21 protein-coding genes and 1 tRNA gene are annotated in these 24,401 nt (G+C 60.7%); 14 read left to right on the forward strand and 8 right to left on the reverse strand.

Features of this window, described 5'->3' with window-relative positions; genetic code table 11:
* The first annotated feature begins 1 nt into the window (after position 1).
* From PUT78_RS06430 to glnT, 3 genes are all read left to right on the forward strand, one after another.
* Positions 2-685: a GXGXG domain-containing protein gene (locus tag PUT78_RS06430; protein WP_274351413.1), complete on the forward strand. Its 684-nt coding sequence runs from the start codon at positions 2-4 to the stop codon at positions 683-685.
* A 5-nt stretch (positions 686-690) separates the two neighbouring features.
* Positions 691-2,040 carry an FMN-binding glutamate synthase family protein gene (locus tag PUT78_RS06435; RefSeq protein WP_274351414.1) on the forward strand — a complete coding sequence of 450 codons (1,350 nt, stop codon included), beginning with the start codon at positions 691-693 and terminating at the stop codon, positions 2,038-2,040.
* Between the two features lie 76 nt (positions 2,041-2,116).
* Positions 2,117-3,448, forward strand: a complete 1,332-nt coding sequence (gene glnT, locus PUT78_RS06440) for a type III glutamate--ammonia ligase (RefSeq protein WP_274351415.1) — start codon at positions 2,117-2,119, stop codon at positions 3,446-3,448.
* A gap of 308 nt (positions 3,449-3,756) precedes the next feature.
* On the opposite strand, the gene PUT78_RS06445 is transcribed toward glnT, so the two are convergent.
* From PUT78_RS06445 to PUT78_RS06460, 4 genes are all read right to left on the reverse strand, one after another.
* Positions 3,757-4,716 (reverse strand): acetyl-CoA carboxylase carboxyltransferase subunit alpha, encoded by a 960-nt coding sequence (locus PUT78_RS06445; RefSeq protein WP_274351416.1) that lies wholly within the window; start codon positions 4,714-4,716, stop codon positions 3,757-3,759.
* A gap of 79 nt (positions 4,717-4,795) precedes the next feature.
* Positions 4,796-6,586: an ABC transporter ATP-binding protein gene (locus PUT78_RS06450; protein ID WP_274351417.1), complete on the reverse strand. Its 1,791-nt coding sequence runs from the start codon at positions 6,584-6,586 to the stop codon at positions 4,796-4,798.
* A gap of 149 nt (positions 6,587-6,735) precedes the next feature.
* Complete coding sequence (locus PUT78_RS06455; RefSeq protein ID WP_274351418.1) at positions 6,736-7,455, reverse strand: response regulator; 720 nt, start codon at positions 7,453-7,455, stop codon at positions 6,736-6,738.
* Positions 7,452-7,961 carry a MarR family winged helix-turn-helix transcriptional regulator gene (locus PUT78_RS06460; protein WP_274351419.1) on the reverse strand — a complete coding sequence of 170 codons (510 nt, stop codon included), beginning with the start codon at positions 7,959-7,961 and terminating at the stop codon, positions 7,452-7,454. The genes PUT78_RS06455 and PUT78_RS06460 overlap by 4 nt, the downstream gene beginning before the upstream one ends.
* Before the next feature lie 171 nt (positions 7,962-8,132).
* Between PUT78_RS06460 and PUT78_RS06465 the strand changes: the two genes are divergently transcribed.
* The 4 genes from PUT78_RS06465 (at position 8,133) to PUT78_RS06480 (ending at position 14,513) form a co-directional block, all read left to right on the forward strand.
* The gene (locus PUT78_RS06465) at positions 8,133-9,002 is read left to right on the forward strand and encodes a branched-chain amino acid aminotransferase (RefSeq protein WP_274351420.1); all 870 of its coding nucleotides are present in this window, start codon (positions 8,133-8,135) and stop codon (positions 9,000-9,002) included.
* A gap of 276 nt (positions 9,003-9,278) precedes the next feature.
* Positions 9,279-10,910, forward strand: a complete 1,632-nt coding sequence (locus tag PUT78_RS06470) for an alpha-D-glucose phosphate-specific phosphoglucomutase (RefSeq protein WP_274351421.1) — start codon at positions 9,279-9,281, stop codon at positions 10,908-10,910.
* 384 nt (positions 10,911-11,294) lie between these two features.
* Positions 11,295-13,664, forward strand: coding sequence for a trimethylamine N-oxide demethylase (locus tag PUT78_RS06475; protein ID WP_274351422.1), 2,370 nt, complete (start codon positions 11,295-11,297; stop codon positions 13,662-13,664).
* Between the two features lie 291 nt (positions 13,665-13,955).
* The gene (locus PUT78_RS06480; protein ID WP_274351423.1) at positions 13,956-14,513 is read left to right on the forward strand and encodes a YcbK family protein; all 558 of its coding nucleotides are present in this window, start codon (positions 13,956-13,958) and stop codon (positions 14,511-14,513) included.
* 399 nt (positions 14,514-14,912) lie between these two features.
* Here the strand turns inward: PUT78_RS06480 and PUT78_RS06485 are convergent.
* Positions 14,913-14,988, reverse strand: a tRNA-Val gene (locus PUT78_RS06485).
* Between the two features lie 112 nt (positions 14,989-15,100).
* On the opposite strand from PUT78_RS06485, the gene PUT78_RS06490 reads away from it, so the two are divergent.
* Together PUT78_RS06490 and PUT78_RS06495 are read left to right on the forward strand one after the other, a co-directional pair.
* Positions 15,101-15,394, forward strand: a complete 294-nt coding sequence (locus tag PUT78_RS06490) for a hypothetical protein (RefSeq protein WP_274351424.1) — start codon at positions 15,101-15,103, stop codon at positions 15,392-15,394.
* Positions 15,395-15,514: 120 nt separating this feature from the next.
* Complete coding sequence (locus tag PUT78_RS06495) at positions 15,515-15,697, forward strand: CTP synthetase (RefSeq protein ID WP_274351425.1); 183 nt, start codon at positions 15,515-15,517, stop codon at positions 15,695-15,697.
* On the opposite strand, the gene PUT78_RS06500 is transcribed toward PUT78_RS06495, so the two are convergent.
* Together PUT78_RS06500 and glyA are read right to left on the reverse strand one after the other, a co-directional pair.
* Complete coding sequence (locus tag PUT78_RS06500) at positions 15,698-16,462, reverse strand: alpha/beta fold hydrolase (protein ID WP_274351426.1); 765 nt, start codon at positions 16,460-16,462, stop codon at positions 15,698-15,700. It lies immediately after the preceding gene.
* A gap of 42 nt (positions 16,463-16,504) precedes the next feature.
* On the reverse strand, positions 16,505-17,800 hold the full coding sequence (gene glyA, locus PUT78_RS06505; RefSeq protein WP_274351427.1) for a serine hydroxymethyltransferase: 1,296 nt from the start codon (positions 17,798-17,800) through the stop codon (positions 16,505-16,507).
* A gap of 218 nt (positions 17,801-18,018) precedes the next feature.
* Between glyA and PUT78_RS06510 the strand changes: the two genes are divergently transcribed.
* The 5 genes from PUT78_RS06510 to PUT78_RS06530 all read left to right on the forward strand — a co-directional run bounded on the left by PUT78_RS06510 (position 18,019) and on the right by PUT78_RS06530 (position 21,888).
* On the forward strand, positions 18,019-18,780 hold the full coding sequence (locus PUT78_RS06510; RefSeq protein WP_274351428.1) for an NAD kinase: 762 nt from the start codon (positions 18,019-18,021) through the stop codon (positions 18,778-18,780).
* Positions 18,781-18,987: 207 nt separating this feature from the next.
* Entirely contained in the window at positions 18,988-19,404 is a 417-nt protein-coding gene (locus PUT78_RS06515; protein ID WP_274351429.1) for a thiosulfate oxidation carrier protein SoxY, read from the forward strand.
* A gap of 86 nt (positions 19,405-19,490) precedes the next feature.
* Complete coding sequence (soxZ, locus tag PUT78_RS06520; RefSeq protein ID WP_274351430.1) at positions 19,491-19,823, forward strand: thiosulfate oxidation carrier complex protein SoxZ; 333 nt, start codon at positions 19,491-19,493, stop codon at positions 19,821-19,823.
* 33 nt (positions 19,824-19,856) lie between these two features.
* Positions 19,857-20,597, forward strand: a complete 741-nt coding sequence (locus tag PUT78_RS06525; protein ID WP_420793474.1) for a c-type cytochrome — start codon at positions 19,857-19,859, stop codon at positions 20,595-20,597.
* Positions 20,598-20,622: 25 nt separating this feature from the next.
* The gene (locus tag PUT78_RS06530; protein ID WP_274351432.1) at positions 20,623-21,888 is read left to right on the forward strand and encodes an NAD(P)/FAD-dependent oxidoreductase; all 1,266 of its coding nucleotides are present in this window, start codon (positions 20,623-20,625) and stop codon (positions 21,886-21,888) included.
* A 254-nt stretch (positions 21,889-22,142) separates the two neighbouring features.
* On the opposite strand, the gene PUT78_RS06535 is transcribed toward PUT78_RS06530, so the two are convergent.
* Positions 22,143-24,398, reverse strand: coding sequence for a hypothetical protein (locus tag PUT78_RS06535; protein WP_274351433.1), 2,256 nt, complete (start codon positions 24,396-24,398; stop codon positions 22,143-22,145).
* Positions 24,399-24,401: the final 3 nt, after the last annotated feature.

Consider the following 24,401-nt stretch of genomic DNA (forward strand, 5'->3'; position numbering starts at 1 on the left):
CATGCAAAGTATTGATCTTGCTACCCAACCCCTGCGCGAACTCAACAGCACGCTTCAGGCGCAATCCGCGCAGACCAATGCAACTGCATGGGAAATTCTGAACCCGCGCGGCGCACATGCCATTGCCGTAGGGCTTGATGCGCCCATCGAGGTCACTGTTCGCGGTGTGACGGGCTATTACTGCGCGGGCATGAACAAGCAGGCGCATATTCATGTCACCGGGTCCGTCGGGCCGGGCGTGGCCGAAAACATGATGTCGGGCGCTGTCATTATTGACGGGGATGCCAGCCAATATGCGGGCGCAACCGGGCGCGGGGGGCTGCTGGTCATCAAGGGCAATGCATCGTCACGCTGCGGGATTTCCATGAAGGGGATCGACATCGTGGTGCATGGGAATGTGGGCCATATGTCGGCCTTCATGGCACAGGCGGGTAATCTGGTGGTCTGCGGTGACGCGGGCGATGCGCTGGGCGATTCCATTTATGAAGCGCGGCTTTTCGTGCGCGGGTCGGTCAGAAGCCTTGGCGCGGATTGCGTGGAAAAGGAAATGCGCCCGGAGCATCTGGAAATCCTGCGCGATCTGCTGGACCGCGCGGGCGCGGATGCGAAGCCAGAAGAATTCCGGCGCTACGGGTCCGCGCGCAAATTGTATAATTTCGACATCGACAATGCGGCGGCATATTGAAGGATATGACAATGAAAGATCATGACACCCGCATTCCGCAGACAGTGCCGATTCAGTCGGCTACGTTTTCAAACCCCATCAATGCCGAAATCCGGCGGGCTGCGGCAACCGGCATCTATGACATTCGCGGCGGCGGCGCAAAACGCAAGGTTCCGCATTTCGACGATCTGCTGTTTCTGGGCGCCTCTATCAGCCGCTACCCGCTGGAAGGCTACCGCGAGAAATGCGACACGCGCGTCACGCTTGGCACGCGCTTTGCAAAGAAACCGATTGAACTGGACATCCCCGTCACCATCGCAGGGATGAGTTTCGGCGCGCTGTCGGCGCAGGCCAAGGAAGCGCTGGGGCGTGGCGCATCTGCGGCGGGCACATCGACCACCACCGGCGATGGCGGCATGACGCCGGAAGAACGCGGGCATTCCAGCAAGCTGGTCTATCAATACCTGCCATCGCGCTACGGGATGAACCCCGATGATCTGCGCCGCGCAGATGCGATTGAAATTGTCGTGGGGCAGGGCGCAAAACCGGGCGGCGGTGGTATGCTGCTGGGCCAGAAGATTTCCGACCGCGTGGCCGAAATGCGCACCCTGCCCAAGGGCATTGACCAGCGGTCTGCCTGTCGGCACCCGGACTGGACCGGGCCGGATGATCTGGAAATCAAGATCCTGGAGTTGCGCGAAATCACCGGCTGGCAGGTGCCGATCTATGTCAAGGTCGGTGGCACGCGCCCCTATTATGACACGGCGCTGGCGGTGAAGGCAGGCGCGGATGTTGTGGTGCTGGACGGCATGCAGGGCGGCACCGCCGCCACGCAGGATGTGTTCATCGAACATGTGGGCCTGCCGACACTGGCCTGTATCCGGCCCGCCGTGCGCGCGTTGCAGGATCTTGGCATGCACCGCGAAGTGCAGCTTGTCGTATCGGGGGGCATCCGCACGGGTGCAGATGTGGCCAAGGCATTGGCACTGGGCGCGGATGCAGTGGCAATCGGCACAGCCGCGCTGATTGCGCTGGGCGACAATGACCCCAGATGGGAATCCGAATACCAGAAGCTGGGCACGACGACAGGGGCCTATGATGACTGGCATGAAGGGCGCGACCCGGCTGGCATTACCACGCAAGACCCCGACCTTGCCGCGCGTCTGGACCCTGTGGAAGCAGGGCGGCGCTTGCGCAACTATCTGAAGGTGATGACGCTGGAAGCGCAGACCATCGCGCGCGCCTGCGGGCATAACCACCTGCACAATCTGGAACCCGAAGACCTGTGCGCGCTGACAATGGAAGCCGCCGCCATGGCGCAGGTGCCGCTTGCGGGCACGGACTGGTATCCGGGCAAACCGGGTTCAGGGTATTAAGGCATATGGCGCGGGTCGGGCAGGGGTCCGGTCCGCGCAGCCATTTTGAAAACACGCGACCAACAGGGACAAGAAAATGACACTCGATCTGGCAAGTTTTGCAGCTGAACGCGGCATCAGATACTTCATGATCTCCTTCACCGATCTTTTTGGCGGACAGCGCGCGAAACTGGTGCCCGCGCAGGCCATCGCCGATATGCAGCGGGCGGGCGCGGGGTTTGCCGGTTTCGCCACTTGGCTGGACCTGACGCCTGCGCATCCTGACATGCTGGCCGTGCCGGACCCGTCATCGGTCATTCAGTTGCCATGGCAGCCGGATGTGGCCTGGGTGGCAGGCAATTGCGTCATGGAAGGGCAGGATGTCGCGCAGGCCCCGCGCAATGTGCTGCGTCGCCTGATTGATGAAGCCGCCGCCGAAGGGCTGCATGTCAAGACCGGGATTGAGGCCGAATTCTTCCTGCTGACCCCCGCGGGTGACCAGATATCGGACCCGTTCGATACGGCGGCCAAACCCTGCTATGACCAGCAGGCGGTGATGCGCCGCTATGACGTGGTGCGCGAAATCTGCGATTATATGCTGGATCTGGGCTGGGGCCCGTATCAGACTGACCATGAAGATGCGAATGGCCAGTTTGAAATGAACTGGGAATTTGACGATGTGCTGGTGACTGCCGACAAGCACAGCTTTTTCAAGTTCATGACCAAATCCGTGGCCGAAAAGCACGGCTTCCGCGCCACCTTCATGCCCAAACCCATCGAAGGGCTGACCGGCAACGGGTGTCACGTGCATATTTCGGTCTGGGATGGCAAGGGTAAGGATGCGAAAGCCAATGTCTTTGCCAGCGACAAGGGGCAGGGCCAGACGGGTGAGGTCGGCCTGTCCGACAAGGGGCGCGCGTTTCTGGGCGGCATCATGAAACATGCCTCGGCCCTGGCGGCGATCACCAACCCCACAGTGAACAGCTACAAGCGCATCAACGCGCCGCGCACCATTTCGGGGGCCACATGGGCACCCAATTCCGTGACATGGACCGGCAATAACCGCACTCATATGGTGCGCGTACCCGGACCGGGGCGGTTTGAACTGCGCCTGCCGGACGGTGCGGCAAACCCCTATCTGTTGCAGGCAGTCATCATCGCGGCGGGGCTTAGCGGCATGCGCAGCAATGCCGATCCCGGCAAGCGCTGGGATATCGACATGTATGCCGAAGGTCACAAGGTCGAAGGCGCGCCAAAACTGCCGCTGAACATGCTTGATGCGCTGCGCGCCTATGAAGCGGATGGCGAATTGATGCAGATGATGGGGGTGGAATTCTCCAAAGCCTATCTGAAGCTGAAGAAACAGGAATGGAATTCCTTCGTGTCGCATTTCAGCCGCTGGGAACGTGAAAACACACTGGATATCTGAACAGGAGCCGCCGGGGTAAATTCCGGCGGCTTTGTCTGGTGAGCTCGCCTGCTATTGTGTGGATGGAATGTGTCAGAAACGAGGATAAGCGCGCGCCAGCGATGGGCCGGGGTCTGCCGGTCCGGCATGGGCGAAGTTCACTTTATGCAGGCGGCATAATCCTGAGTTCATAGGCTTGGCATGACATCAGCGAAACCGGCAGGCCGCGGGACGGCCCACCGGTGGCGCGGCGGGCTGCGCCCTTTGCTCCGCGCCTATGCAGAGGCTGGCATCCGCTTCAGCTTGGTTCCACCCGCCACGATCCTTATCTAGGCCGACAGACCTTTTGCGCCCATGTTCAGGAATTTCTGGCGGCGTTCCTGTTTCAGGGTGGCGGGATCCTTGCCGTCAAGTTCTTCCAGCATCGCATTCAGTGCCGCGCCGACACCCTTGATCATGGCGTCCCGGTCACGTTGCGCACCGCCCAGTGGTTCGGGGATAATGCGGTCAATCACGGCCAGTTTTTTCAGATCCTGCGCGGTCAGGCGCAGCGCTTCGGCGGCTTCGCGCATCTTCTCGGAATCTTTCCACAGGATCGATGCGCAACCTTCCGGGCTGATGACCGAATAGACCGAATGTTCCAGCATGGCGATGCGGTTTGCCGTGGCAAAGGCCACAGCACCGCCGGACCCGCCTTCGCCAATGATCACCGACACCAGCGGAACGCCAAGATTCAGGCATTTCTGCGTGCAGCGCGCGATGGCTTCGGCCTGACCGCGTTCTTCGGCCCCTTTGCCCGGATAGGCACCGGGCGTATCGACCAGCGTGATGACCGGCAGGCCGAAACGATGCGCGATATCCATCAGGCGCATGGCCTTGCGGTAGCCTTCGGGACGGGCCATGCCGAAATTGCGCCGTAGCCTGCTTTGGGTGTCGTGGCCCTTTTCCTGACCGATCACCACAACCGCGCGCCCCTTCAGCCGCGCCAGTCCGCCAATGACCGCTTCATCTTCGGCAAAACCACGATCACCGGCAAGCGAGGTGAATTCGTCAAACAGCGTGTCGACATATTCCTTGCAATGCGGCCTGTCGGGATGGCGTGCCACCTGGCATTTCCGCCATGGTGACAGGTTTTTATACAGGTCAACAAGCAGTTTCTGCGCTTTCTGGTCCAGCGCTGCTGCTTCTTTGGCAACATCGGTTTCGGGACTGGCCGCAGCCATCGCCCGCAATTCGGCCGCCTTGCCTTCGATCTCGGCCAGCGGTTTTTCGAATTCCAGATAATTCATCAACCATTCCACTCGCAGTTTCGGGGGTTATGCTTCAGCAGGGCGTGATTTGCAATCTGGAAGCGCAGGATTCCGCGCGTCATTGCTCGGGCTGATTTCCGAACTGGATAGCATATAGCCGCGCATAAGCCCCGCCAAGGGCCAGCAATTCCGCATGGTTGCCCTGTTCAACCACACGCCCACGGTCCATGACCACGATCCGGTCTGCATTGCGGACCGTGGACAGCCGGTGCGCAATGACAATTGTTGTGCGCCCTGCGGACAGCTTGTCCAGCGCTTCCTGTACGAAGGCTTCGGATTTTGCGTCCAGCGCGCTTGTCGCTTCATCCAGCAGCAAAACCGGCGCATTGCGCAGCAAGGCCCGCGCGATCGCCACCCGCTGACGCTGCCCACCTGACAGCGACGATCCGCGCGGCCCGGCCGGTGTATCCACGCCATTGGGCAGAAGTGGCAGGAAATCATCCACATGTGCTGCGCGCAGGGCTGCGGTCAGGGCCGCTTCGGTCACCCCTTCGGCGCCCATGGTCACGTTGTCACGGATGGATTCGTCAAACAGCGCCGTATCCTGACTGACCACGGCAAAACACTGGCGCAACGCGGCCAGATCCATTTTCCGAATGTCCTGCCCGCCCAGCAACACCTGCCCGGAGGTGACATCGGCCAGTCGGGTCAGCAAGGAAAACACCGTGGATTTCCCGGCCCCCGATGGCCCCACGATTGCCGTTGTCCTGCCCGCCGCTGCCGTGAAGGACAAGCCGCGCAACACGGGTTCATCATCATAGGCAAATTCCACATCGTGGAAGGTAACAGCGGCCTGCGCGCGCGCGGGCACAGGTACATGGGGCGGGGGCGGGTTGGTTACTTTGGGCTGGACCTGCAACAAGGCATGGGTGCGTTCCAGCGAGGCCAGCAATGTCTGCCATTCCGCCGTCAGTGCGGAAAACCGGCGCATCGGGTCAAACAGCAGCCCCAGAGCCGTGAAAAAGGACATGAACTGCCCCACAGTGCGGGTGCCGTCAATGATCTGCAACCCGCCATAGACCAGCACCATCGCGAAACCGATGGCCGCGCCGAAATCCATGACAGTGGGCACAGTCGCGTGGCCGATCACCGCGCGCACGGCCTTGCGCACATATTCGCGCATGACAGTGCGGAAACGCGACAGCTCGCGGTCCTCTGTGCCGGTCAACTGAATGGTGGAAATCCCGTGAAAGGCTTCGTCCAGGCGGTTTGAGCTGTCAGCGGCGGCCACGCGCGATTCCGCGCTGCGCCGCCGGATCAGCCGTTGCAGCCACAAGAGCGGCAGCACAAGAAGCGGAATGCCGACCACCGCAACCAGCGTCCATTGCCAGTCGGTCCATAGTGCAACACCAAACAGCACCACCACTGCGGCCCCGTCACGGCCGAACCCGGTGATCAAGCCCTGAAACACCCGCGCAAGCGCTGCCGAATCCCCGCGCACACGCTCAATCAGAATACCGGGGGCGTTCAGCTTGAAAAAGCTCATATCCAGCCGCATCAGATGCGCCAGAAGCATGGTCTGCAATTCTGCCGTGGCCCCTTCGGCCTGCAGGGCCATGACGGATTTATGCGCAAGCCGCGCAAGGCCGCGCCCGAAAAACACCGCAGCCATGGCCAGCGCGACCCAGTAAACGCTGCTGCGTTCCCCCGCGATCAGCACGTCATCGAACATGGGCCGGATCAGATAGCTGAATGCCCCCAGCATCAGGGCTTCGACGACCATCAGCGCGACAGCGGCGAGGATGAACCATATCCGGTGACGCACGAAGCTGTGCCACAGCCACAGGGCAATCACCCTGTCATTGCGACGCTGGGTTTCACGTTTGCTGGTGTCAGTCAGGCTTGCCACGATATGTCGGTTTCCGTCTGCTTTGACCGGCAGCCATACTTGCTTTCGGCAGGCTTAGAAACCCTGCTTTTCATCCGCGCCTGCGCGCATGCTGCAACCTGCCCGCCGGATGCGGATGAATATCGCGCCCCCTGGCCTGCGACAAGTATCTAGTCCGCGACAAGCATATAGCCCGCACCCCGCACGGTTTGCAGATGGCGCGGGGCCTTTGGGTCATGTTCGATCTTGCGGCGCAGTCGGGTGATCTGCACATCGACGGCACGATCCTGCCCCATTACCGCACCATGCCCCGCCCGGTCGCGCCCCAGATGGTCAACCAGCGCTTCGCGCCGTATCACCTCGCCGGGGCGTTCGCAGAAAAAGCGCATGATTGTGGCTTCGGTCTGGGTCAGGCGGATAATGTTGTCGCCGCGCTTCAACTCGCCGCGTTCCAGATCATAGCGCAGCGGCCCCATGATCAACACCTGCGGCAGCACTTCGGTCGGGGCGGGTTGCGGGCGCCTTCGCAGAATAGCATTGATGCGCAGCAACAACTCGCGCGGCTCAAAGGGTTTGGGCAGGTAGTCATCGGCCCCTGCCTCGAATCCGGAAATCCTGTCCTCTGCCTCGCCCCTGGCGGTCAGCAACAAGACGGGAATCGCAGTGTCGTCACAGATATACCGGGTCAGGCTGATTCCGTCTTCGCCCGGCATCATCACATCCAGCACCACCAGATCGAAGCTAAGCCCCGCCAGAAGCCTGCGCGCATGTGCCGCATCGCGTGCCGCGGTCACCATGAACCCGTTGCGGATAAGGTATTTCTGCAACAGTGACCGGATGCGCGCGTCATCATCCACAATCAACAGATGCGCTGCGGTTTCCATGGTCATGTGCGGCGCTCCTTCAGGGCGATATACTGGCGGAAAATCTCGTCATCCATCATCGATTCCAGCACTTGCCGGAACCCCGCCACAGCCTGCGGCCCCGCCGCGCGATAGGCCGCGCGCATCCGGTCGCGCTGCGCTTCTGACAGCTTGCGTTCCAGTTCGCGCCCCGGTTCCGTCAGGTACAGGTTGCGTTCGCGCCGGTCCGTGCGCCCGATCCGGCTTTCAACCAACCCATCCGCGATAAGGGTGCGCAGCACGCGGTTCAGCGATTGCTTGGTCACACCCAGAACATTCAGCAGGTTATTTACTGTGGTGCCATGGGTCCGCTTGATGAAATGCAGCGCGCGGTGATGGGCGCGGCCATAGCCATGTTCAGCCAATATGCGGTCAGGGTCGGCGGTGAAGCCGCGATAGGCGAAAAACATCGCCTCGATGCCTTTGCGCAATTGTTCATCCGTCAGGAACAGAAGATTCTCGCCGCCGAGTGTTCCGGATCCGCCTTGTCCCATGCCGTTCCTGCCCTGATTATCACTCTGATCAATCTTTGGGCTATTTTATGTCAGCGTTGTTGACATTCCAAGATCGAATTGCTAGCGATTCGTCAGTTTTCGCGCAAGATTATGTCCGATCCGGACCAGACTTGCGTAACTTTTGCAAATTTGCCAGATGAGGAGGCACATATGGCCGGGGCGTATGACGACAAGGACGGCTTGATCTGGATGGATGGGACGATGGTGCCCTGGCGTGATGCCAATGTGCATATCCTGACCCATGCGATGCACTACGCCTCTTCCGTGTTTGAAGGGGAGCGTTGCTATAGCGGCAAGATTTTCAAAAGCCGCGAACATTCCGCGCGGCTGCTGGAATCGGGGCGTCTGCTGGACATGAAAATCCCCTACAGCGTTGATCAGCTGGAAGAGGCGAAGGCAGAAGTGCTGCGCGCCAACAACCTGACGGATGCTTATGTGCGCGCGCTGGCATGGCGCGGTGTCGGCGAAGATATGGGTGTAGCGGCACGTCGCAACCCTGTGCGTGTGGCGATCGCCGCTTGGGAATGGGGTGCCTATTACGGCGATGCCAAAATGCAGGGCGCGAAGCTGGACATTGCCAAATGGCGCCGCCCGTCGCCCGAAACCATCCCGACTGCGGCCAAGGCCGCGGGCCTTTACATGATCTGCACCATGTCCAAACACGCAGCCGAGGAAAAAGGCTGCTCGGACGCGCTGTTCTATGATTATCGCGGCTATGTGGCCGAAGCGACCGGGGCAAATGTGTTTTTCGTCAAGGATGGCGAAGTGCATACCCCTATCGCAGATGCCATCCTGAACGGGATCACGCGCCAGACTGTTATCGCCATGCTGGGCGACATGGGCATAAAGGTGCATGAACGCCATATCATGCCCGAAGAACTGGCCGATTTTTCGGAATGCTGGCTGACGGGCACTGCCGCCGAAGTGACCCCGGTGGGCCAGATCGGCCCGCATCATTTCCAGGTCGGCCAGATGACCCGCAAGGTTGCCGAAACCTATGAGGCGCTGGTGCGCGCCTGATCTGCAGGACGCATTTGTCAGAGTATCAGCACGCGGCGGGGCCATTCCCTGCCGCGTGTTTTCGTTGCGGCGGGCGCTGCCGCGCAAAGGCCGGTTTCATGCCATGTTTCTGGCCGGTCCTTATGCGAATGAAGCCTGGTCAGGCTATTTGACGCTTTGAAACGACCCCGCCACCGCCCCGCCCTTGACCTTGGATGATCCGAACGCCTACCAGTTCAGTGTCAAAATAGAATTCCAGGAACCATTGGCCAAAAATGACATGAGGAACCGTGCAGCATGACAGTCAGGACCATTCCGACCACGCCCATTGATGACCAGAGGCCCGGCACATCGGGCTTGCGCAAGAAAACGCCCGTTTTCATGGCCAGCCCATATCTGGAAAACTATGTGCAGGCCATTTTCGACGGGATCGGTGGTGTGGCGGGCCAGACGCTGGTTGTGGGCGGTGACGGGCGGTTCTTCAATGACCGCGCGATTGATGTGATCCTGCGCATGGCTGCCGCGAATGGGGCGGCTGCCTGCATCGTGGGGCAGGGCGGGCTTTTGTCCACGCCCGCCGCATCGCATCTTATCCGCAAGTGCAAGGCCGATGGCGGGCTTATCCTGTCGGCCAGCCATAACCCCGGCGGCCCGGATGCCGATTTCGGCCTGAAATATAACGGCCCGAATGGTGGCCCCGCGACTGAAGCTGTCACCGAAAAGATATTCACCTGCACCCGCACCATCACGCAATACCGCATCCTTGACGCGGATGGCGTGAATATCGGCATTCCGGGGCAGTATGATCTTGCGGGAATGCGCGTCGATGTCATTGACCCGATTGCGGATTACGCCGATCTGATGGAAACCCTGTTCGACTTTGACGCCATCCGCGCCCTGTTCGTAGGCGGGTTTCGTATGCGTTTTGATGCGATGCATGCGGTCACTGGTCCCTATGCCCATGAAATTCTTGAAAACCGGCTGGGCGCGGCGGCAGGCAGTGTGGTGAATGGCACGCCTTCGCCGGATTTTGGCGGTGGTCATCCCGACCCGAACCCGATCTGGGCCAAAGACCTGATGCAGACCATGTATGGCACTGACGCGCCAGATTTTGGCGCGGCGTCTGACGGGGATGGCGACCGCAACATGATTGTGGGCCGGAACTGCTATGTCAGCCCGTCTGATTCACTTGCCGTGCTGGCCGATCTGGCCCATCTGGCACCGGGATATGCGGGCGGGCTGGCAGGCGTTGCACGGTCCATGCCCACATCCTGCGCTGTGGACAGGGTGGCCAAGGCCAAGGGTATTGCCTGTTTCGAAACCCCCACAGGGTGGAAATTCTTCGGTAACCTGCTGGATGCAGGCAAGGTTACCCTGTGCGGCGAGGAATCGGCGGGCACCGGATCAAGCCATGTGCGCGAAAAGGACGGGCTTTGGGCGGTGTTGCTCTGGCTGAACATTCTGGCACAAACCGGCAAATCCGTGGCGGCGCTGATGGCCGACCACTGGGCGCGCTACGGGCGCAACTACTATTCCCGGCATGATTATGAAGAAGTGGACACCGACCCCGCAAATGCGTTGATGGAACAGTTGCGCGCAGCGTTGCCCGCGCTGCCCGGTCAGGAGTTTGCGGGCTTGACCGTCGAGCGCGCGGATGAATTTTCCTATGATGACCCTGTTGATGGCAGTTCATCCACGCAACAGGGCATACGCATCTTCTTTACCAATGGCGCGCGGGTTGTGTTCCGTCTGTCGGGGACCGGCACAGCGGGCGCCACGTTGCGCGTCTATCTGGAACGGCTGGAAACCGCAGCCGATGCGCTGGCGCAGGATGCGCAGGAAGCGCTGGCCGATGTGATTGCCGCGGCAGACCAGATCGCGGGTATCCGCCGACTGACAGGGCGTGACGCGCCCGATGTGATTACCTGAGCTGCGCTGAAGGGCACGCCCCGATCACGGGTATCGGGCGTTTGGGGGGTCCAAAGGCGCGGAGCAAAGGCCGGTAGGCCGCCGCGCCACCGGTGGGCCGTCCTGCGGCCTGCCGGTTTCGTTGGCGTTGTTTCAGTCGTTGGAAGGCAGGATTGTGGAGCCTGCATAAAGTGAATTCTTCCAACGTAGAACCGGCAGACCCCGGCCCACCTATGGCGCGGGCTTTATGCATACCCGGTGCCTGCCTGAACACGCCGCGCACATCCATCCGGCGCGATCACGCCGTGGCAGACAGCCGATAGAACGCTTGCCATATGCCATTGCGGGCTATATTCTGCTGGTTAAATTTTATTCCGGTAAGGCAACTACGCTGAAAGGTGCAACATGCTGGACAATCCCTATCCGCGCGTCAAACCCGGCCCGCCGCGCCCCAGCACCATCATCACGCCCAGGGCGTTTTCGCTGCCACCGGGTATGGAACGCTATACAGTCGCGGGCGGGGGGGCAGCACTTATCCCTGTCCGGGTCGGCGACCGGCTGAGCCTGCATAATGACGAAGGCGGGCAGGTTTGTGAAATTCTGGCCGCTGATAACAAGGGCCGGATTGATGCGGGCATCATCGGGACCAGCGCGAATTCGGATGGCGCGGGGCTGAAGGCACTTCTGGCCAGCGACCAGTCGTCACTTCGGGGCCTGCGCATGGGGCTGGACGCGCGCAATATAGACCTTGCGCTGGCCGGTGCGGTACGGTTCTTCGACAGTCAGACCCCCGCAGGCACCCAGCAGGAATTCCTCGTCAGCCGCGACGGTGTGGTCATCATTGCGGCCCCCGGCGGCGCGATGGCCCCTGATGCACAGGACACCGCCACCCCGCTGACGGTTTCAGTGCAGCGCGCAACCCTGACCCCTCATATCCGCTTTGAACTGCCCACACCGCTGGCCGACCCGCTGGCAGAGGTTCGCGTGCATTCCGCCACCGCCGAGGCGTATTTCGTCAAGGCGGGTGACTATATCCAGATCCTTGATGTTGATGGCCGCCAATGCACGGATTTCCAGTGTTTTTCTGCGCGCAAACTGGACCGCGGCATACAGCATCCGCTGGATGTGACGACCACGCGCACATTGATGGGACATGCCTATCCCATGCCGGGGCTGCACGCGAAATATTATGATCAGGACATGGAACCACTGGTCGAAGTGGTGCAGGATACATGCGGGCGCCATGACGCCTTTGCGATGGCCTGTGCGGCCAAATATTATGATGATATCGGCTATCCGGGCCATGTAAACTGCACCGATAATTTCAATGCGGCCCTTGCCCCCTTTGGTGCGGAACCGCGCCCCGGCTGGATGGCGATCAATTTCTTCTTCAACACCGGGCTTGATGAACACGGGGTTCTGTATGCCGATGAACCGTGGTCGCGCCCCGGCGATTATGTATTGCTGCGCGCGCTGACTGATCTGGTCTGTGTCAGTTCCGCCTGCCCCGATGACACCACGCCCGCGAATGGCTGGAACCCGACCGATATTCACATCCGCACCTATAGCGGCAAGGAAACCTTCAAGCGCGCGATCGCCATCCGCGCGACCCCCGATTCGGAGCCACAGATGACCAAGGAAACCGGCTTCCATGCCAGCTTTGCCAGACATACAGGTAATTTTATCGAATATAACGGCTACTGGCTGGCCAGTTCCTTTGCCGCGACCGGCGCAATCGGGGAATACTGGGCCTGCCGCGAGAAGGCGGTCATCATGGACCTGTCGCCCCTGCGCAAGTTCGAGATTACCGGCCCGGATGCGGAAGCGCTGTGTCAGTATATCTTTACCCGCGATGTCAGGAAACTGTCGGAAGGGGGCGTTGTCTATACCGCCATGTGTTACCCCCATGGCGGCATGATCGATGATGGCACGCTGTTCCGGCTGGGGCGCGATAATTTCCGCTGGATTGGCGGCAATGACTACGGCGGCGAATGGATCCGCGAACAGGCGGAAAAACTGGGACTGAAAGTGCTGGTGCGGTCCTCCACTGATCAGTTGCATAATGTGGCTGTGCAAGGCCCCGAAAGCCGCGACCTGCTGGGCAAGATCATCTGGACAGCGCCGCACCGCCCGACATTCGGGCAACTGGATTGGTTCCGTTTCACGCCCGCACGGCTGCATGGGCCGGACGGGGTGCCGCTGGTGGTGTCGCGCACCGGCTATACGGGCGAGCTGGGCTATGAAGTCATGTGCCACCCGAAGGATTGCGCGACTGTGTTCGATGCCATCTGGGATGCAGGGCAGGACCACGGCCTGCAACCCTGCGGGCTGGACGCGCTGGATATGGTCCGTATTGAAGCGGGGCTGATTTTCGCGGGCTATGATTTCAGCGATCAAACAGACCCGTTTGAGGCAGGCATCGGATTCACAGTGCCGCTGAAATCAAAACCGGATGATTTCATTGGCCGCGATGCGCTGATCCGGCGCAAGGAAAACCCCATGCGCAAGCTGGTGGGGCTGGAGATTGACAGCAATGTGGCGGTCGGCCATGGCGACCCTGTGCATCTGGGCCGCGCGCAGGTGGGCGAGGTGACGTCGTCCATGCGCTCGCCCCTTCTGGGCCGGAATATTGCGCTGGCACGGCTGGATGTGGCGCATGCGGAACTCGGCACCGGGGTTGAAATCGGCAAGCTGGACGGGCAGCAAAAACGCTTGCCCGCCCGCATTGTGCCCTTCGCGCATTATGACCCGAAAAAGGAACGCCCGCGGTCCTGATGCATGTTTCAGGAAAGCGGGAAGCATACTGCGCGTCGTGAATGCGCAGGCGCGCGGGAACGTGGTCATCGAAAGCTGGCGCCGGGAAGGGGGGAACCCGCGGCAAATCGGCTCTACGTGTCGTAGAGAGGCATTGGGAATGAATGTGGGCAGAGCGATTGACTTCAGCGGCCTCAGCTTGCCCCACTTGGTCAGAATCCGCCGACACAAGGATGTGAACGTTCACCCTACTGGGATGATCCAAGCGGGCAGCGTAAAGCGCCAGCCGATAGTAACAAGCCTGGAACCCTCATGCAGACCCTCACTCAACCAACGGCATTCAGCAGGCGCAGCTTTCTCTTCGGTGCTTCTGCGGCGCTCAGCGGCTTGTCAGCGGCACCTGCTTCTGCCTTTCCATTCCTACGAAAAGCGCAACAGACTGACGCTGCGGAAACGCGTAGCCTGCTCATGATCAATCAGCAGACCGAAGAGGTGTTCCACGAAGTGTATTTTGATGGCCGCGTCTATATTGCGGATTCACTCGCACGATTTGCGCTTTTTGCCCGTGACCTGCGCACAGGTGAGTTGGGCGAGATGGACCCACACCTTCTCGATCTGGCGTTTGAAGTCCAGCAACGTGCTGGCGCTGATGAACCACTGATCCTGACTCACGGCTTTCGATCATCTTCACGAAGCGTGCGTGGCGGTGCTGCCAATTCGCACCACTTGTATGGTCAGGCGCTCGACATCACTCATCACAGGCTCGGTCCACGTGGGTTGCATGAAATTGCAGCATCGATCGGCCGTGGCGGGCTTTCACGATATTCAAGCTTCATCCACATCGATACGGGTGCGACACGGACTTGGTAGCGCACTGAAGCTGACGGTAAACGAGGTAGGCTGCGGGAGTTGCTGGATAGCACGTGATCGCTGGGCGGGGAAAAAGTCATCCTTTTCCAATTTCCGGAATGCGGAAGCTGGTAAGCAATGTCGTGGCGCGGGGTCAGGTGGTCTGGTCCCGCGCCATGTCGCGCAATTGGCGCACCCCAGCTTCCGGAAAATCCGCGCAGTTCACGTTCAAATCTCCGAGTGGGATGGTGCGCCGGATGGGGAAAGTCAGCCGGTTCCTAGAATCACTGCGCCGAAAATCTGGGCCGAGCAATCGTCGGACGAGATTCGAACTGGGAGTTTGCTACACGAGCATGAACGCGAAGTGCTACACGCCAGTCATGCAGGCGCAAGTTAAGACATTGAAATAATTTATGCATATGGTGGGTGATGAGAGACTCGAACTCCCGACATCTTCGGTGTAAACGAAGCGCTCTACCAACTGAGCTAATCACCCGCTGGGCATGCATCTAGTCAGATTCGCGCACGGCTGCAATATCGGAACTGCATTGTTTTGCGCAAGATTGCGGTTAATTTTATATTAACCCGGCTGCGGCATGCTGCAATCCATGTTCAGACTGCTTTTCAGCCTTGTCCTGTTTCTTACTGCCTGCGATTCACCGTCGCCATGGCTGGCCCATGGCACGGCCACACCTGTGACCGCAGCCGGGTATAATATGACCATATGGCAGGCGGGCGACAATGTGGAGGTGATACGCCATGGCTACGCCCCCCGCCGCGACCAGCCCCGCCTGCGTCCGGCAATGGCGCGCGCAATTGTCGATGTGACGGGCTGCGAAATTCGCCCGGACACATTGGAAGGCGATAGTGGCGTGTTGCGCGCGAAGCTGGATTGCGGCTGATTTGGCGCGCCTCGGTTTTTGCGACCTGTGTTCCGGATTCCGGCAGTCCTTGCGCCAAATCAAGGTGCGCTGCGGAAAATTATGCTTGGTTGCAGGGCATCACATGAACATGAGGGCATTATGATCAGAATGTTTCCGCTGATTTTCAGTATTGTCGGGGTAACCTGCGCCGGTATCGGCGTTGTGGTCGCGCTGAGCATCGGGCAGGACACGCTTCAGCCGATCCTTGCATGGGCGGCAGGCGGCGCGGTTGTCGGTGTGGCTGCAAGCTGGATCATCGCGCGCAGGCTGATCAACGATTGATCAGTCGAACCACATGCGGACACTCGCTTCAAACGGGCGCGGGGCTTCGGCATGCAGCCAATGGCCTGCGCCCGGTAATTTGGCAAATTTCGCGTCCGGAAACAGCGCCTTGATGGCGGGGCGGTGACCGGGCAGCACATAGTCCGACTTTGCCCCGCTCAGGAACAGGACCGGGCGGTCATAACTGCCCTGCACATCATCGGGCCAGCCGGTGATGCGGTCCATCTCGCGTTCCAGCACGTCCAGATTCAGGCGCCAGCGCGGCGGATCTGCGCGCAGGTCCAGCGATTGCAGCAAAAACGCCCGCACGCCGGGATCCGCGACATCGGCGCTTAGCGCGGCATCTGCATCGGCGCGGGTTTTCAGCGCCGATATGTCCAGTGCGCGCATCGCCGCGATCAGGTGGGTCTGGCTGTGCTCATAGGCGACGGGCGCAATGTCGGCGACCAGCAGGCGGTTCACCAGTTCGGGTCGGGTTAGCGCCAGCATCATCGCCGCCTTGCCGCCCATGGAATGGCCCAGCACATCCATTGGTTCGTTTTGGGACGTGATGACCTGCGCCAGATCAGCGGCCAGATCGTCATATCCATGGCTGTCCGCCCAAGGGCTGTCGCCATGGTTGCGCATATCCACGCTGATCACCTCGCGGCTGTCGGACAGCCGTTTGGCGATAGCCCCCCAATTGCGCGCGGACCCGAACAGACCATGCACAATCAGCAGGGGGGGCAGTTCGGACCGGGTGCCGTTTCGCAATATGTTTAGCATGGGTGTATGGCCCGCGCCCGTATCCGGCGCAGGCCCCTTATATTACAACTGCGGATAGATGGGGAAGCGGGCGCAAAGTTCCGCCACTTCGGCCTTGACGCGGGCTTCCACTTCAGAATTTCCGTCTTCACCATTGGCGGCCAGCCCGTCAACCACGGCCACGATCCAGTCGGCGATCTGGCGGAATTCGGTTTCGGTGAACCCGCGCGTTGTGCCGGCGGGTGACCCCAGACGAATGCCGCTGGTGACAGTCGGGCTTTCGGTGTCAAACGGAATGCCGTTCTTGTTGCAGGTGATATGCGCGCGCCCCAGTGCCTTTTCGGTGGCGTTGCCCTTCACGCCTTTGGGGCGCAGGTCCACCAGCAGCAGGTGCGAATCGGTGCCGCCGGTCACAATGTCCAGCCCCCCCTTGACCAGTTGATCGGCCAGCGCCTGCGCGTTCTTGATCACCTGTTTCTGGTAATCGACGAAGCCGGGTTGCAGCGCTTCGCCAAAGGCCACGGCCTTGGCCGCGATCACATGCATCAGCGGGCCGCCCTGAATGCCAGGGAAAATGGCGGAATTGACCTTCTTGGCGATGGTTTCGTCATTGGTGACGATCATGCCGCCGCGCGGGCCACGCAGGGTTTTATGGGTGGTGGTGGTGGCCACATGTGCATGCGGAAACGGGCTGGGGTAAAGCCCCGCCGCGACCAGCCCGGCAAAATGCGCCATATCGACCAGCAGATAAGCCCCCACGCTGTCGGCAATCTTGCGCATGCGCGCGAAATCGATGATGCGCGGAATGGCAGAACCGCCGGCGATCAGCATCTTTGGCTGGTGTTCCTGGGCCAGCGCTTCGATCTGGTCATAATCGATGCCGTAGTCGCCCTGACGCACGCCATATTGCACGGCGTTGAACCATTTGCCCGACTGGTTGGGTTTCGCGCCATGGGTCAGGTGCCCGCCTGCGTCCAGCGACATGCCCAGAATGGTGTCGCCCGGTTTCAGAAGCGCGGTGAACACGCCCTGATTGGCCTGTGATCCGGAATTGGGCTGCACATTGGCAAACTGGCAATCAAACAGCTTGCAGGCGCGTTCGATGGCCAGATTCTCTGCAATATCGACATACTGGCACCCGCCGTAATAGCGCCGACCCGGATAACCTTCGGCGTATTTATTGGTCAGAACGGACCCTTGAGCGTCCATGACTGCCCGGGATACGATGTTTTCCGATGCGATCAGTTCGATCTCATCGCGTTGACGGCCCAGTTCGGCCTGCATGGCAGCAAAAAGTTCAGGATCGCGGCTTTCCACAGTGTCGGTGAAAAATCCTGTATTGCGTGGGGTGGTGTCCATTGGGCAGCCTCCGGAAGGGTATGGTCAGGGTTCGCGTCCAGTTAACGCATGAACGCCGGTGGGGGAAGGCTTGATTGCGGCGTGAAGATGCCGGTAGGCGACCAATTTGCGCGCGGGCGTTTCCTATTGGCGCGCAAGGGCTGGCATGGGAACCACCCCTTGCCAAAGGGCGCGGATACAGGTCACATGGCGCTGATCCCACGAGTCCCGAGGATGGAATGCAAGCAAATATCGCCTTTCTGGCCAGCCCGGCCCCGGAAGCACAGACCGCGCTTGCGGAACTGACCGCGCAATACGGCAATTGCCCGCTCGAAGATGCAAAGGTGATTGTCGCGCTGGGCGGGGACGGGTTCATGTTGCAGGCACTGCATTCCACGCAGGAACTGGACACGCCGGTCTATGGCATGAATCGCGGCACGGTCGGGTTCATGATGAACGCCTATCGTGTAGACGGGCTGCTGGCGCGGCTGGAACAGGCGGAAATGGCGGTACTGAACCCGCTGCGCATGACCGCAACCCGGATCGACGGCACCAAGGCCGATGCGTTGGCCATCAATGAAGTGTCGCTGCTGCGTCAGGGCGCGCAGGCGGCGAAACTGCGGATTGTGGTGGACGGGCGGCAGCGGCTGGATGAACTGGTCTGCGATGGTGTGATCCTCAGCACGCCGGCGGGTTCGACTGCTTACAACTATTCCGCGCATGGGCCGATCCTGCCCATCGGGTCGGATGTGCTGGCGCTGACACCGGTTGCGGCCTTTCGTCCAAGACGCTGGCGCGGGGCGTTGCTGCCGAAGGGCAGCCATGTCCGGTTTGAAGTTATAGACCCCGCCAAGCGCCCGGTCATGGCGGATGCCGACAGCCGATCGGTGCGCAATGTGCTGCGTGTCGATGTCGCGTCCGACAGCCGGGTGGCGCACAAGCTTCTGTTCGATCCGGGCCACGGGCTGGAAGAACGCCTGATCCGCGAACAATTCGTCTGAGGCGGCGCGTTTTCGGGTGGTCTTGGCCGCTTTGCCTTTTGCGCCGTGCCTAGGGAAATTCCCGAACAGATGCGTCAGGCAGGAATGCTCCGCCTTCTGGAAACACACATTCGGGAAATGTAATTTTATTGCGGCACCATGCCTGATCGCGCTACTGTGGAACAGATGACGCAGACCGGACTACGGAACATGACGGGAGTAAGACAGATGCAATTTTCGCGACGACGCACCCTTGCGATGGGTCTTGGCGGATTTGCCGTGACCCTGATTCCGATCCCTGTTTCAGCCGATATGCAGGCGCTGATTACGGATTTTACCGGGGGGGCCGACCTGGCAGAGGGGCCGCTGCAGATTACCGCGCCTGACATTGCGGAAAACGGAAGTGCCGTGCCGGTCAGCGTGACCTGCCCCGGTGCGAAATCGATCCGCATTCTGGCACCCGCCAACCCCAACCCCGAAGTCTGCACTGTTCATTTCGGCCCACTGGCGGCGCGGGGGATGGCCTCGACCCGCATTCGCATGGCTGAAACCATGGATATCATCGCATTGGCCGAAATGCCGGATGGCAGCTTTGTGCAGGCTGCGGTGAATGTGCAGGTAGTGGTGGGTGGTTGCACTGGCTGAAGCCCGCCGCGCGATACCCCTGAACTCGGTGGTGCGCGGCAATGCCGGAAACCTGCCGCTGATATGAAATGCAAGGAGTGCCCGATATGTCCAGTTCTGATATCCGCCCGCGCGTCCGTGTTCCCCGGTCTGCGTCAGTAAATGAGGTGGTTCTGCTGCGCACATTGATCACGCATCCGATGGAAACCGGCAACCGTGTCGATCCTGATGGCACGGTCGTTCCGCGTCATATCATCAACCGGTTCACCTGTCGCTTTAACGGGGAAATGGTTCTGGATATGGAAATCGAACCCAGCCTGTCGGCAAATCCGTTCATTGAATTTGAAGCCAGCGTGCCGGAATCGGGTGAATTCGCCTTCACATGGATTGATGATGACGGGTCAGTTTATGAAGAAAGCGCAAGTATTTCCGTAAGCTGAGGCTGGTGCCTGTGATGGTCTGGGGGCGGTATGATGGGAAATAATGTCTTCAGAACACTGCTGGGGGCAGGGGCCATCCTTGCGGGGCTGGGCGCTGCGCCATTGGCTGCGCAAACCGGCAGCGGCGCGGTGCCATTGGGCGATGCCGCGCGCGGGGCCGGGCTGTGGGAACAGGAATGCGCGGCCTGCCATGAGATGGGGCGCGGGGCCGAAAACGGGATCGGCCCGCATCTGAACCGCATTTTCAGCAGGCGGGCGGCTGGACTGGATGATTTTGTCTATTCCGGTTCAATTACGCGGATGGGGCGCGACGGGCTGCGCTGGACATACCGGACATTGGACGCCTATATCGAAAACCCCTATGCGTTGGTATCGGGCACCCGCATGAGCTATGCAGGACTGCCCGATGCGCAGGACCGTGCCGATCTTCTGGGGTATATCCGGCAGTTTTCCGACATGCCGGAAGATATTCCCGAAGCCGAACCGACGGCGCGCCGCGTTGAGATTGACCTGCCACCAGAGGTGCTGGCCATTCGCGGGGACCGTGAATGGGGCGAGTACCTTGCCAGTGAATGCCTGACCTGTCATCAACGTGATGGCGCGGCCATGGGCATACCATCCATAACCCATTGGCCAGAGGACCGTTTTGTGGCCGCCATGCATGCCTACAAGGAAGGGCTGCGGCCGCATTCCGTCATGCAGAATGTTGCGCGGCGGCTGGATAACGAGGAAATCGCGGCCCTTGCCGCATATTTCGCAACAATAGATGATTAAGCATATCCGTATGGGAGGACACCTGATGGAACTGAAACGACGCACTATTCTGGGCAGCATGGCCGCAGGGGCCGCAATCCTGTCAGCGCCCGCGGTGCTGGGCCAGACACGCCCGCGCGTTGTGGTGATTGGCGGGGGATCGGGTGGGGCCACGGCCGCGCGCTATATCGCGCGCGACAGCCAGGGTGCCATCGATGTGACGCTGGTTGAACCGACGCGCATGTATTACACCTGCTACTTCTCCAACCTGTATATTGGCGGGTTCTGGGAACTGGCGGATATGGGCCATTCCTATGGTACGCTTGCCGCGCGCCACGGCATCAATGTGGTGCATGACTGGGCCGTTGGCGTGGACCGCGATGCGCAGACTGTCACCCTGGCCGGGGGCGACACGCTGCCCTATGACCGGCTGGTCATTTCACCGGGCATCGATTTTCGTGAAGACAGCGTGCCGGGCTGGTCGGTCGCGGCACAAAACCGGATGCCGCATGCCTATAAGGCCGGCAGCCAGTCGGAATTGCTGAAAGCGCAGATGGAAAACATGCGCGAAGGCGGCACCTATTGCATGGTGGCCCCGCCCAACCCTTATCGCTGCCCCCCCGGCCCCTATGAACGGATTTCGATGGTGGCGCATGTGCTGTCAGAGCGTAACCCGACCGCGAAAATCCTGATCGTGGACCCGAAGGAGAATTTCTCGAAACAGGGTCTGTTCGAAGATGGCTGGGCGCGGCACTACCCCGGCATGATCGAACGTGTCGGCCCCGATTTCGGGGCGGACAACGTTTCCGTTGACCCCGAGGCAATGACCGTTTCCATCGATGGTGTCATTGAACAGGTCGATGTCTGCAATGTCATTCCGGGCCAGAAGGCCGGGCGCATTGCCGAACTTGCAGGCATTACTGATGACAGCGGCTGGGCGCCCGCTGTTCCCGCCAATATGAAAAGCCGGATGGATGACAAGGTTTATATCCTTGGCGATGCCGCCGCGCAGGGGGATATGCCGAAATCCGGTTTCTCGGCCAATAGTCAGGCAAAGGTCGCGGCGAATTCGATCCGGCATGAACTGACGGATGCGCGGCTGTTCCCCGCGCGCTATGCCAATACCTGCTGGTCGCTTATCGGCACGGATGATGGCGTGAAAGTCGGCGCATCTTATGAAGCCACCGAGGAAAAAATCGCCAGCGTCGAAGGGTTTATCAGCCAGGTGGGCGAAGATGCCGATCTGCGCCGCCAAACTTATGAAGAAAGCATCGGCTGGTATAACGGCATCGTCGCGGACATGTTCAGCTGATGCAGGGTGCGGCAGAAACCGGGTGCCGGTTTCTGCGTCGCGGACATGCGGTAGTATAAGATCAGATCGTGTCCGCGTGAATGCATATGACTGCGGTGGGGGGCAGGTGAAGGCCTGCCCCCCCCCACCGCAGTTCTGTCATATTGCTTATGTGTGTCCGGGTCGCGTGAAACGGGTTCCCGTGTTTGCGCAACGGGGCAGGCTCATGCCCATGTCGTGCAGAACCGGTTCCGGCGCAGCATGCCCCTTGGCCGCTATGGGGTCTGGTCCAGTAAATCCGCCAGCCGTTCCCGCAGCTGTGCGCTGTCGCGAACTGTATTCCTGCCCGCATGCAGCAGGCCGATTGCATCATCCACTGCGGCCCCCGCTGCAGACGATGCGTTTTGCGCAGCATCCATACCATCTGACTGCAAGGTCTGCGGGTCGGGGCCGTCAGCGACGTCACCGCCCGGTGATGCTGTTTCAGCGGTCGCGGTCCTGCCCGCAACAACAGCGGGTGGCCGGGCGTCAACCGGGGGCAATGTCAGGGGGGCGGGCCAGAACGGCCCGATCTGTTCCTGCCTTGACGTTGCAGGCGGTGCTGGCGAAATTGCATCAGCGCTGTCCGGTGCCGCAGTGGTTCCGGGCGTCGTGGCCATTAATTCCGCCTGAGCAGTGAACCCCAGCGATGACAGTCTTGCCGCCAGGTCCTGCGCCACATCCCTGGGCAGGGGTAATTGCCACGGCGCATAGGCGAAGGCCAGCGTCACGAATGTCACGTCATCGGCGTCGCGCGATAATTCATGCAGCAATTGTGCGAACAAGCTTTCTGCATCGGCGGGGGCAAAACCCGCTTCATCGCCATGCGCAAGTGACAGCGCATCTGCGAAGCGGCCTGTTCGTGACAACCCTTTTGCCAGAAAACGCGCGATCCTGTGCCCTTCGGCTGAACCGCGCAGCGGCAGCAGAATCGCGCGCGCCTCATCCACCAGATCGTCGGACAGCGGAAGGTTCATGTCCTGTTGGCGGGTCAGCAGCAGCGTCAGCGATTCGACGCTTGGATCTGACAGCAGGTCGTGTTCAAGACGTTCCGCCACCTGCACGGAGACCCGCGGCAGGTCAAGCGCGGCCTGCGCAATCCGAAGCGGGTCGGATTGCCCTTCGGCCACGCGGTCCAGACTGTCCCGGATGGCATGCGCATGGGACACGTGACCTTGCACGACAAGATGCCGGACAAGATGCGGACCAAGATGTAACCTCAAATGGGGGGGCAGGCCCTGAATTGCCTGCACCAGCGCGGGAAATGCAAAGTTTTCAGGCAGATCATCCGGCAGAATTGCCAGCGCCTGCCAAAGCGGTGCCATTCCGTCGCAATTCTCAAGATAGGTAGGAAGAAGGTCCGGAGGAAGAGGCGCAAGATCAACAAGGTGACCAAGGATTTCCAGAATCCTGTCTTCCTGCCGCAAGGGGTGCAGCAGTGACAGGATCACGCGCGCTTCCGCGCCGAAACCCAGATACAGATGATGTTTGACCAGATTTCGGGTAATTTCGGCATCAAGGCTGTCAATCTCGGTGAACAGCAGCCCCGGAATATGGGGCACAAGCGCGGTGGTGGCGGGATCGGCCCATGCTGCAGGGTCGATCAGGTCGGATGGCGGGCATGATGCAAAGAGATCATCCTGCAATCTGCGTGCTATGGCCCCGCGCGCGGCGGACACGCTGTCCGTTACCGAAAATTGCCCGGCTGCGCGGAGATCTTGCGCCGTGGTTCCGGACGGAACCGGCGCATCCGGGCTATGTGCGCGGGATATACCGGCAGGGGGGCTGTAGGGGGCGGGGGTCAGAAGCCCCTGACCGGTTGCTTCAGACAAGACCCGCCCAAGTTCCCGCGTCATGCCTGGCATCGCGAACTCCGGTTTGTCGCTGACCGTGTCGTCCTGCGCGGGTTCCATAACGGGTGTATGCGCGCCAAGCACCTGCCGCAACAGCAGCGAGGGGCCTTGCGGAAGGGGTTGCGCGCGCCCTGCAAGCATGGACGCAAGGGATTGCCCGGCCGCCAGTGCGTAGCTCCCGCCGCCCTCTGCTGGGTGTGGCAATGCGGGCTGCGGGTGGGGGGCGCGCGTCGGTGGGCGACGGGTATCAACTGTGGCGCGCGTGATCGGGATGTTCACCCTGGCTATGTCGATGACAAGGTTCCGCGGCAGATCTTCGGCCGCGTGCAGGCGGCAATCGCAGGCCAGCGTCAGTTCAAGTCCCGCATCGGTTTGCGTCAGCGTCGCAAGTCGCGTGCGCGGAATACGGGCGAATGTCTGGGACAGATCGAATGCCAGCGCAGGACCGGAAATGGTCAGATCGGCCTTGCGGCCCTGCTGGGTCAGGCGCCAGTCGTTTTCATCAGGCATCTGGATGACAAGCCGGGTAAAGGCCGCATGCTCCCCGGCGCGGACGGGAATGGTGGTGACTTGCGCCACCGCCCCGGTGCCGACGAAACAGATTCCGATGATCGCGATGATTTGTCCGGCTGTCCACATGCT

This window comes from Roseinatronobacter alkalisoli (assembly GCF_028745735.1).
Classification (GTDB): domain Bacteria; phylum Pseudomonadota; class Alphaproteobacteria; order Rhodobacterales; family Rhodobacteraceae; genus Roseinatronobacter; species Roseinatronobacter alkalisoli.

What these genes read in the sequence shown, in the direction of transcription:
- PUT78_RS06430 (WP_274351413.1), top strand. Translation starts at nt 2, where the DNA reads ATGCAAAGTATTGATCTTGCTACCCAACCCCTGCGCGAACTCAACAGC.
- PUT78_RS06435 (WP_274351414.1), top strand. Translation starts at nt 691, where the DNA reads ATGACAATGAAAGATCATGACACCCGCATTCCGCAGACAGTGCCGATT.
- glnT (WP_274351415.1), top strand. Translation starts at nt 2,117, where the DNA reads ATGACACTCGATCTGGCAAGTTTTGCAGCTGAACGCGGCATCAGATAC.
- PUT78_RS06445 (WP_274351416.1), bottom strand. Translation starts at nt 4,716, where the DNA reads ATGAATTATCTGGAATTCGAAAAACCGCTGGCCGAGATCGAAGGCAAG.
- PUT78_RS06455 (WP_274351418.1), bottom strand. Translation starts at nt 7,455, where the DNA reads ATGACCATGGAAACCGCAGCGCATCTGTTGATTGTGGATGATGACGCG.
- PUT78_RS06460 (WP_274351419.1), bottom strand. Translation starts at nt 7,961, where the DNA reads ATGGGACAAGGCGGATCCGGAACACTCGGCGGCGAGAATCTTCTGTTC.
- PUT78_RS06465 (WP_274351420.1), top strand. Translation starts at nt 8,133, where the DNA reads ATGGCCGGGGCGTATGACGACAAGGACGGCTTGATCTGGATGGATGGG.
- PUT78_RS06470 (WP_274351421.1), top strand. Translation starts at nt 9,279, where the DNA reads ATGACAGTCAGGACCATTCCGACCACGCCCATTGATGACCAGAGGCCC.
- PUT78_RS06475 (WP_274351422.1), top strand. Translation starts at nt 11,295, where the DNA reads ATGCTGGACAATCCCTATCCGCGCGTCAAACCCGGCCCGCCGCGCCCC.
- PUT78_RS06480 (WP_274351423.1), top strand. Translation starts at nt 13,956, where the DNA reads ATGCAGACCCTCACTCAACCAACGGCATTCAGCAGGCGCAGCTTTCTC.
- PUT78_RS06490 (WP_274351424.1), top strand. Translation starts at nt 15,101, where the DNA reads ATGTTCAGACTGCTTTTCAGCCTTGTCCTGTTTCTTACTGCCTGCGAT.
- PUT78_RS06495 (WP_274351425.1), top strand. Translation starts at nt 15,515, where the DNA reads ATGATCAGAATGTTTCCGCTGATTTTCAGTATTGTCGGGGTAACCTGC.
- PUT78_RS06500 (WP_274351426.1), bottom strand. Translation starts at nt 16,462, where the DNA reads ATGCTAAACATATTGCGAAACGGCACCCGGTCCGAACTGCCCCCCCTG.
- glyA (WP_274351427.1), bottom strand. Translation starts at nt 17,800, where the DNA reads ATGGACACCACCCCACGCAATACAGGATTTTTCACCGACACTGTGGAA.
- PUT78_RS06510 (WP_274351428.1), top strand. Translation starts at nt 18,019, where the DNA reads ATGCAAGCAAATATCGCCTTTCTGGCCAGCCCGGCCCCGGAAGCACAG.
- PUT78_RS06515 (WP_274351429.1), top strand. Translation starts at nt 18,988, where the DNA reads ATGCAATTTTCGCGACGACGCACCCTTGCGATGGGTCTTGGCGGATTT.
- soxZ (WP_274351430.1), top strand. Translation starts at nt 19,491, where the DNA reads ATGTCCAGTTCTGATATCCGCCCGCGCGTCCGTGTTCCCCGGTCTGCG.
- PUT78_RS06525 (WP_420793474.1), top strand. Translation starts at nt 19,857, where the DNA reads ATGGGAAATAATGTCTTCAGAACACTGCTGGGGGCAGGGGCCATCCTT.
- PUT78_RS06530 (WP_274351432.1), top strand. Translation starts at nt 20,623, where the DNA reads ATGGAACTGAAACGACGCACTATTCTGGGCAGCATGGCCGCAGGGGCC.
- PUT78_RS06535 (WP_274351433.1), bottom strand. Translation starts at nt 24,398, where the DNA reads ATGTGGACAGCCGGACAAATCATCGCGATCATCGGAATCTGTTTCGTC.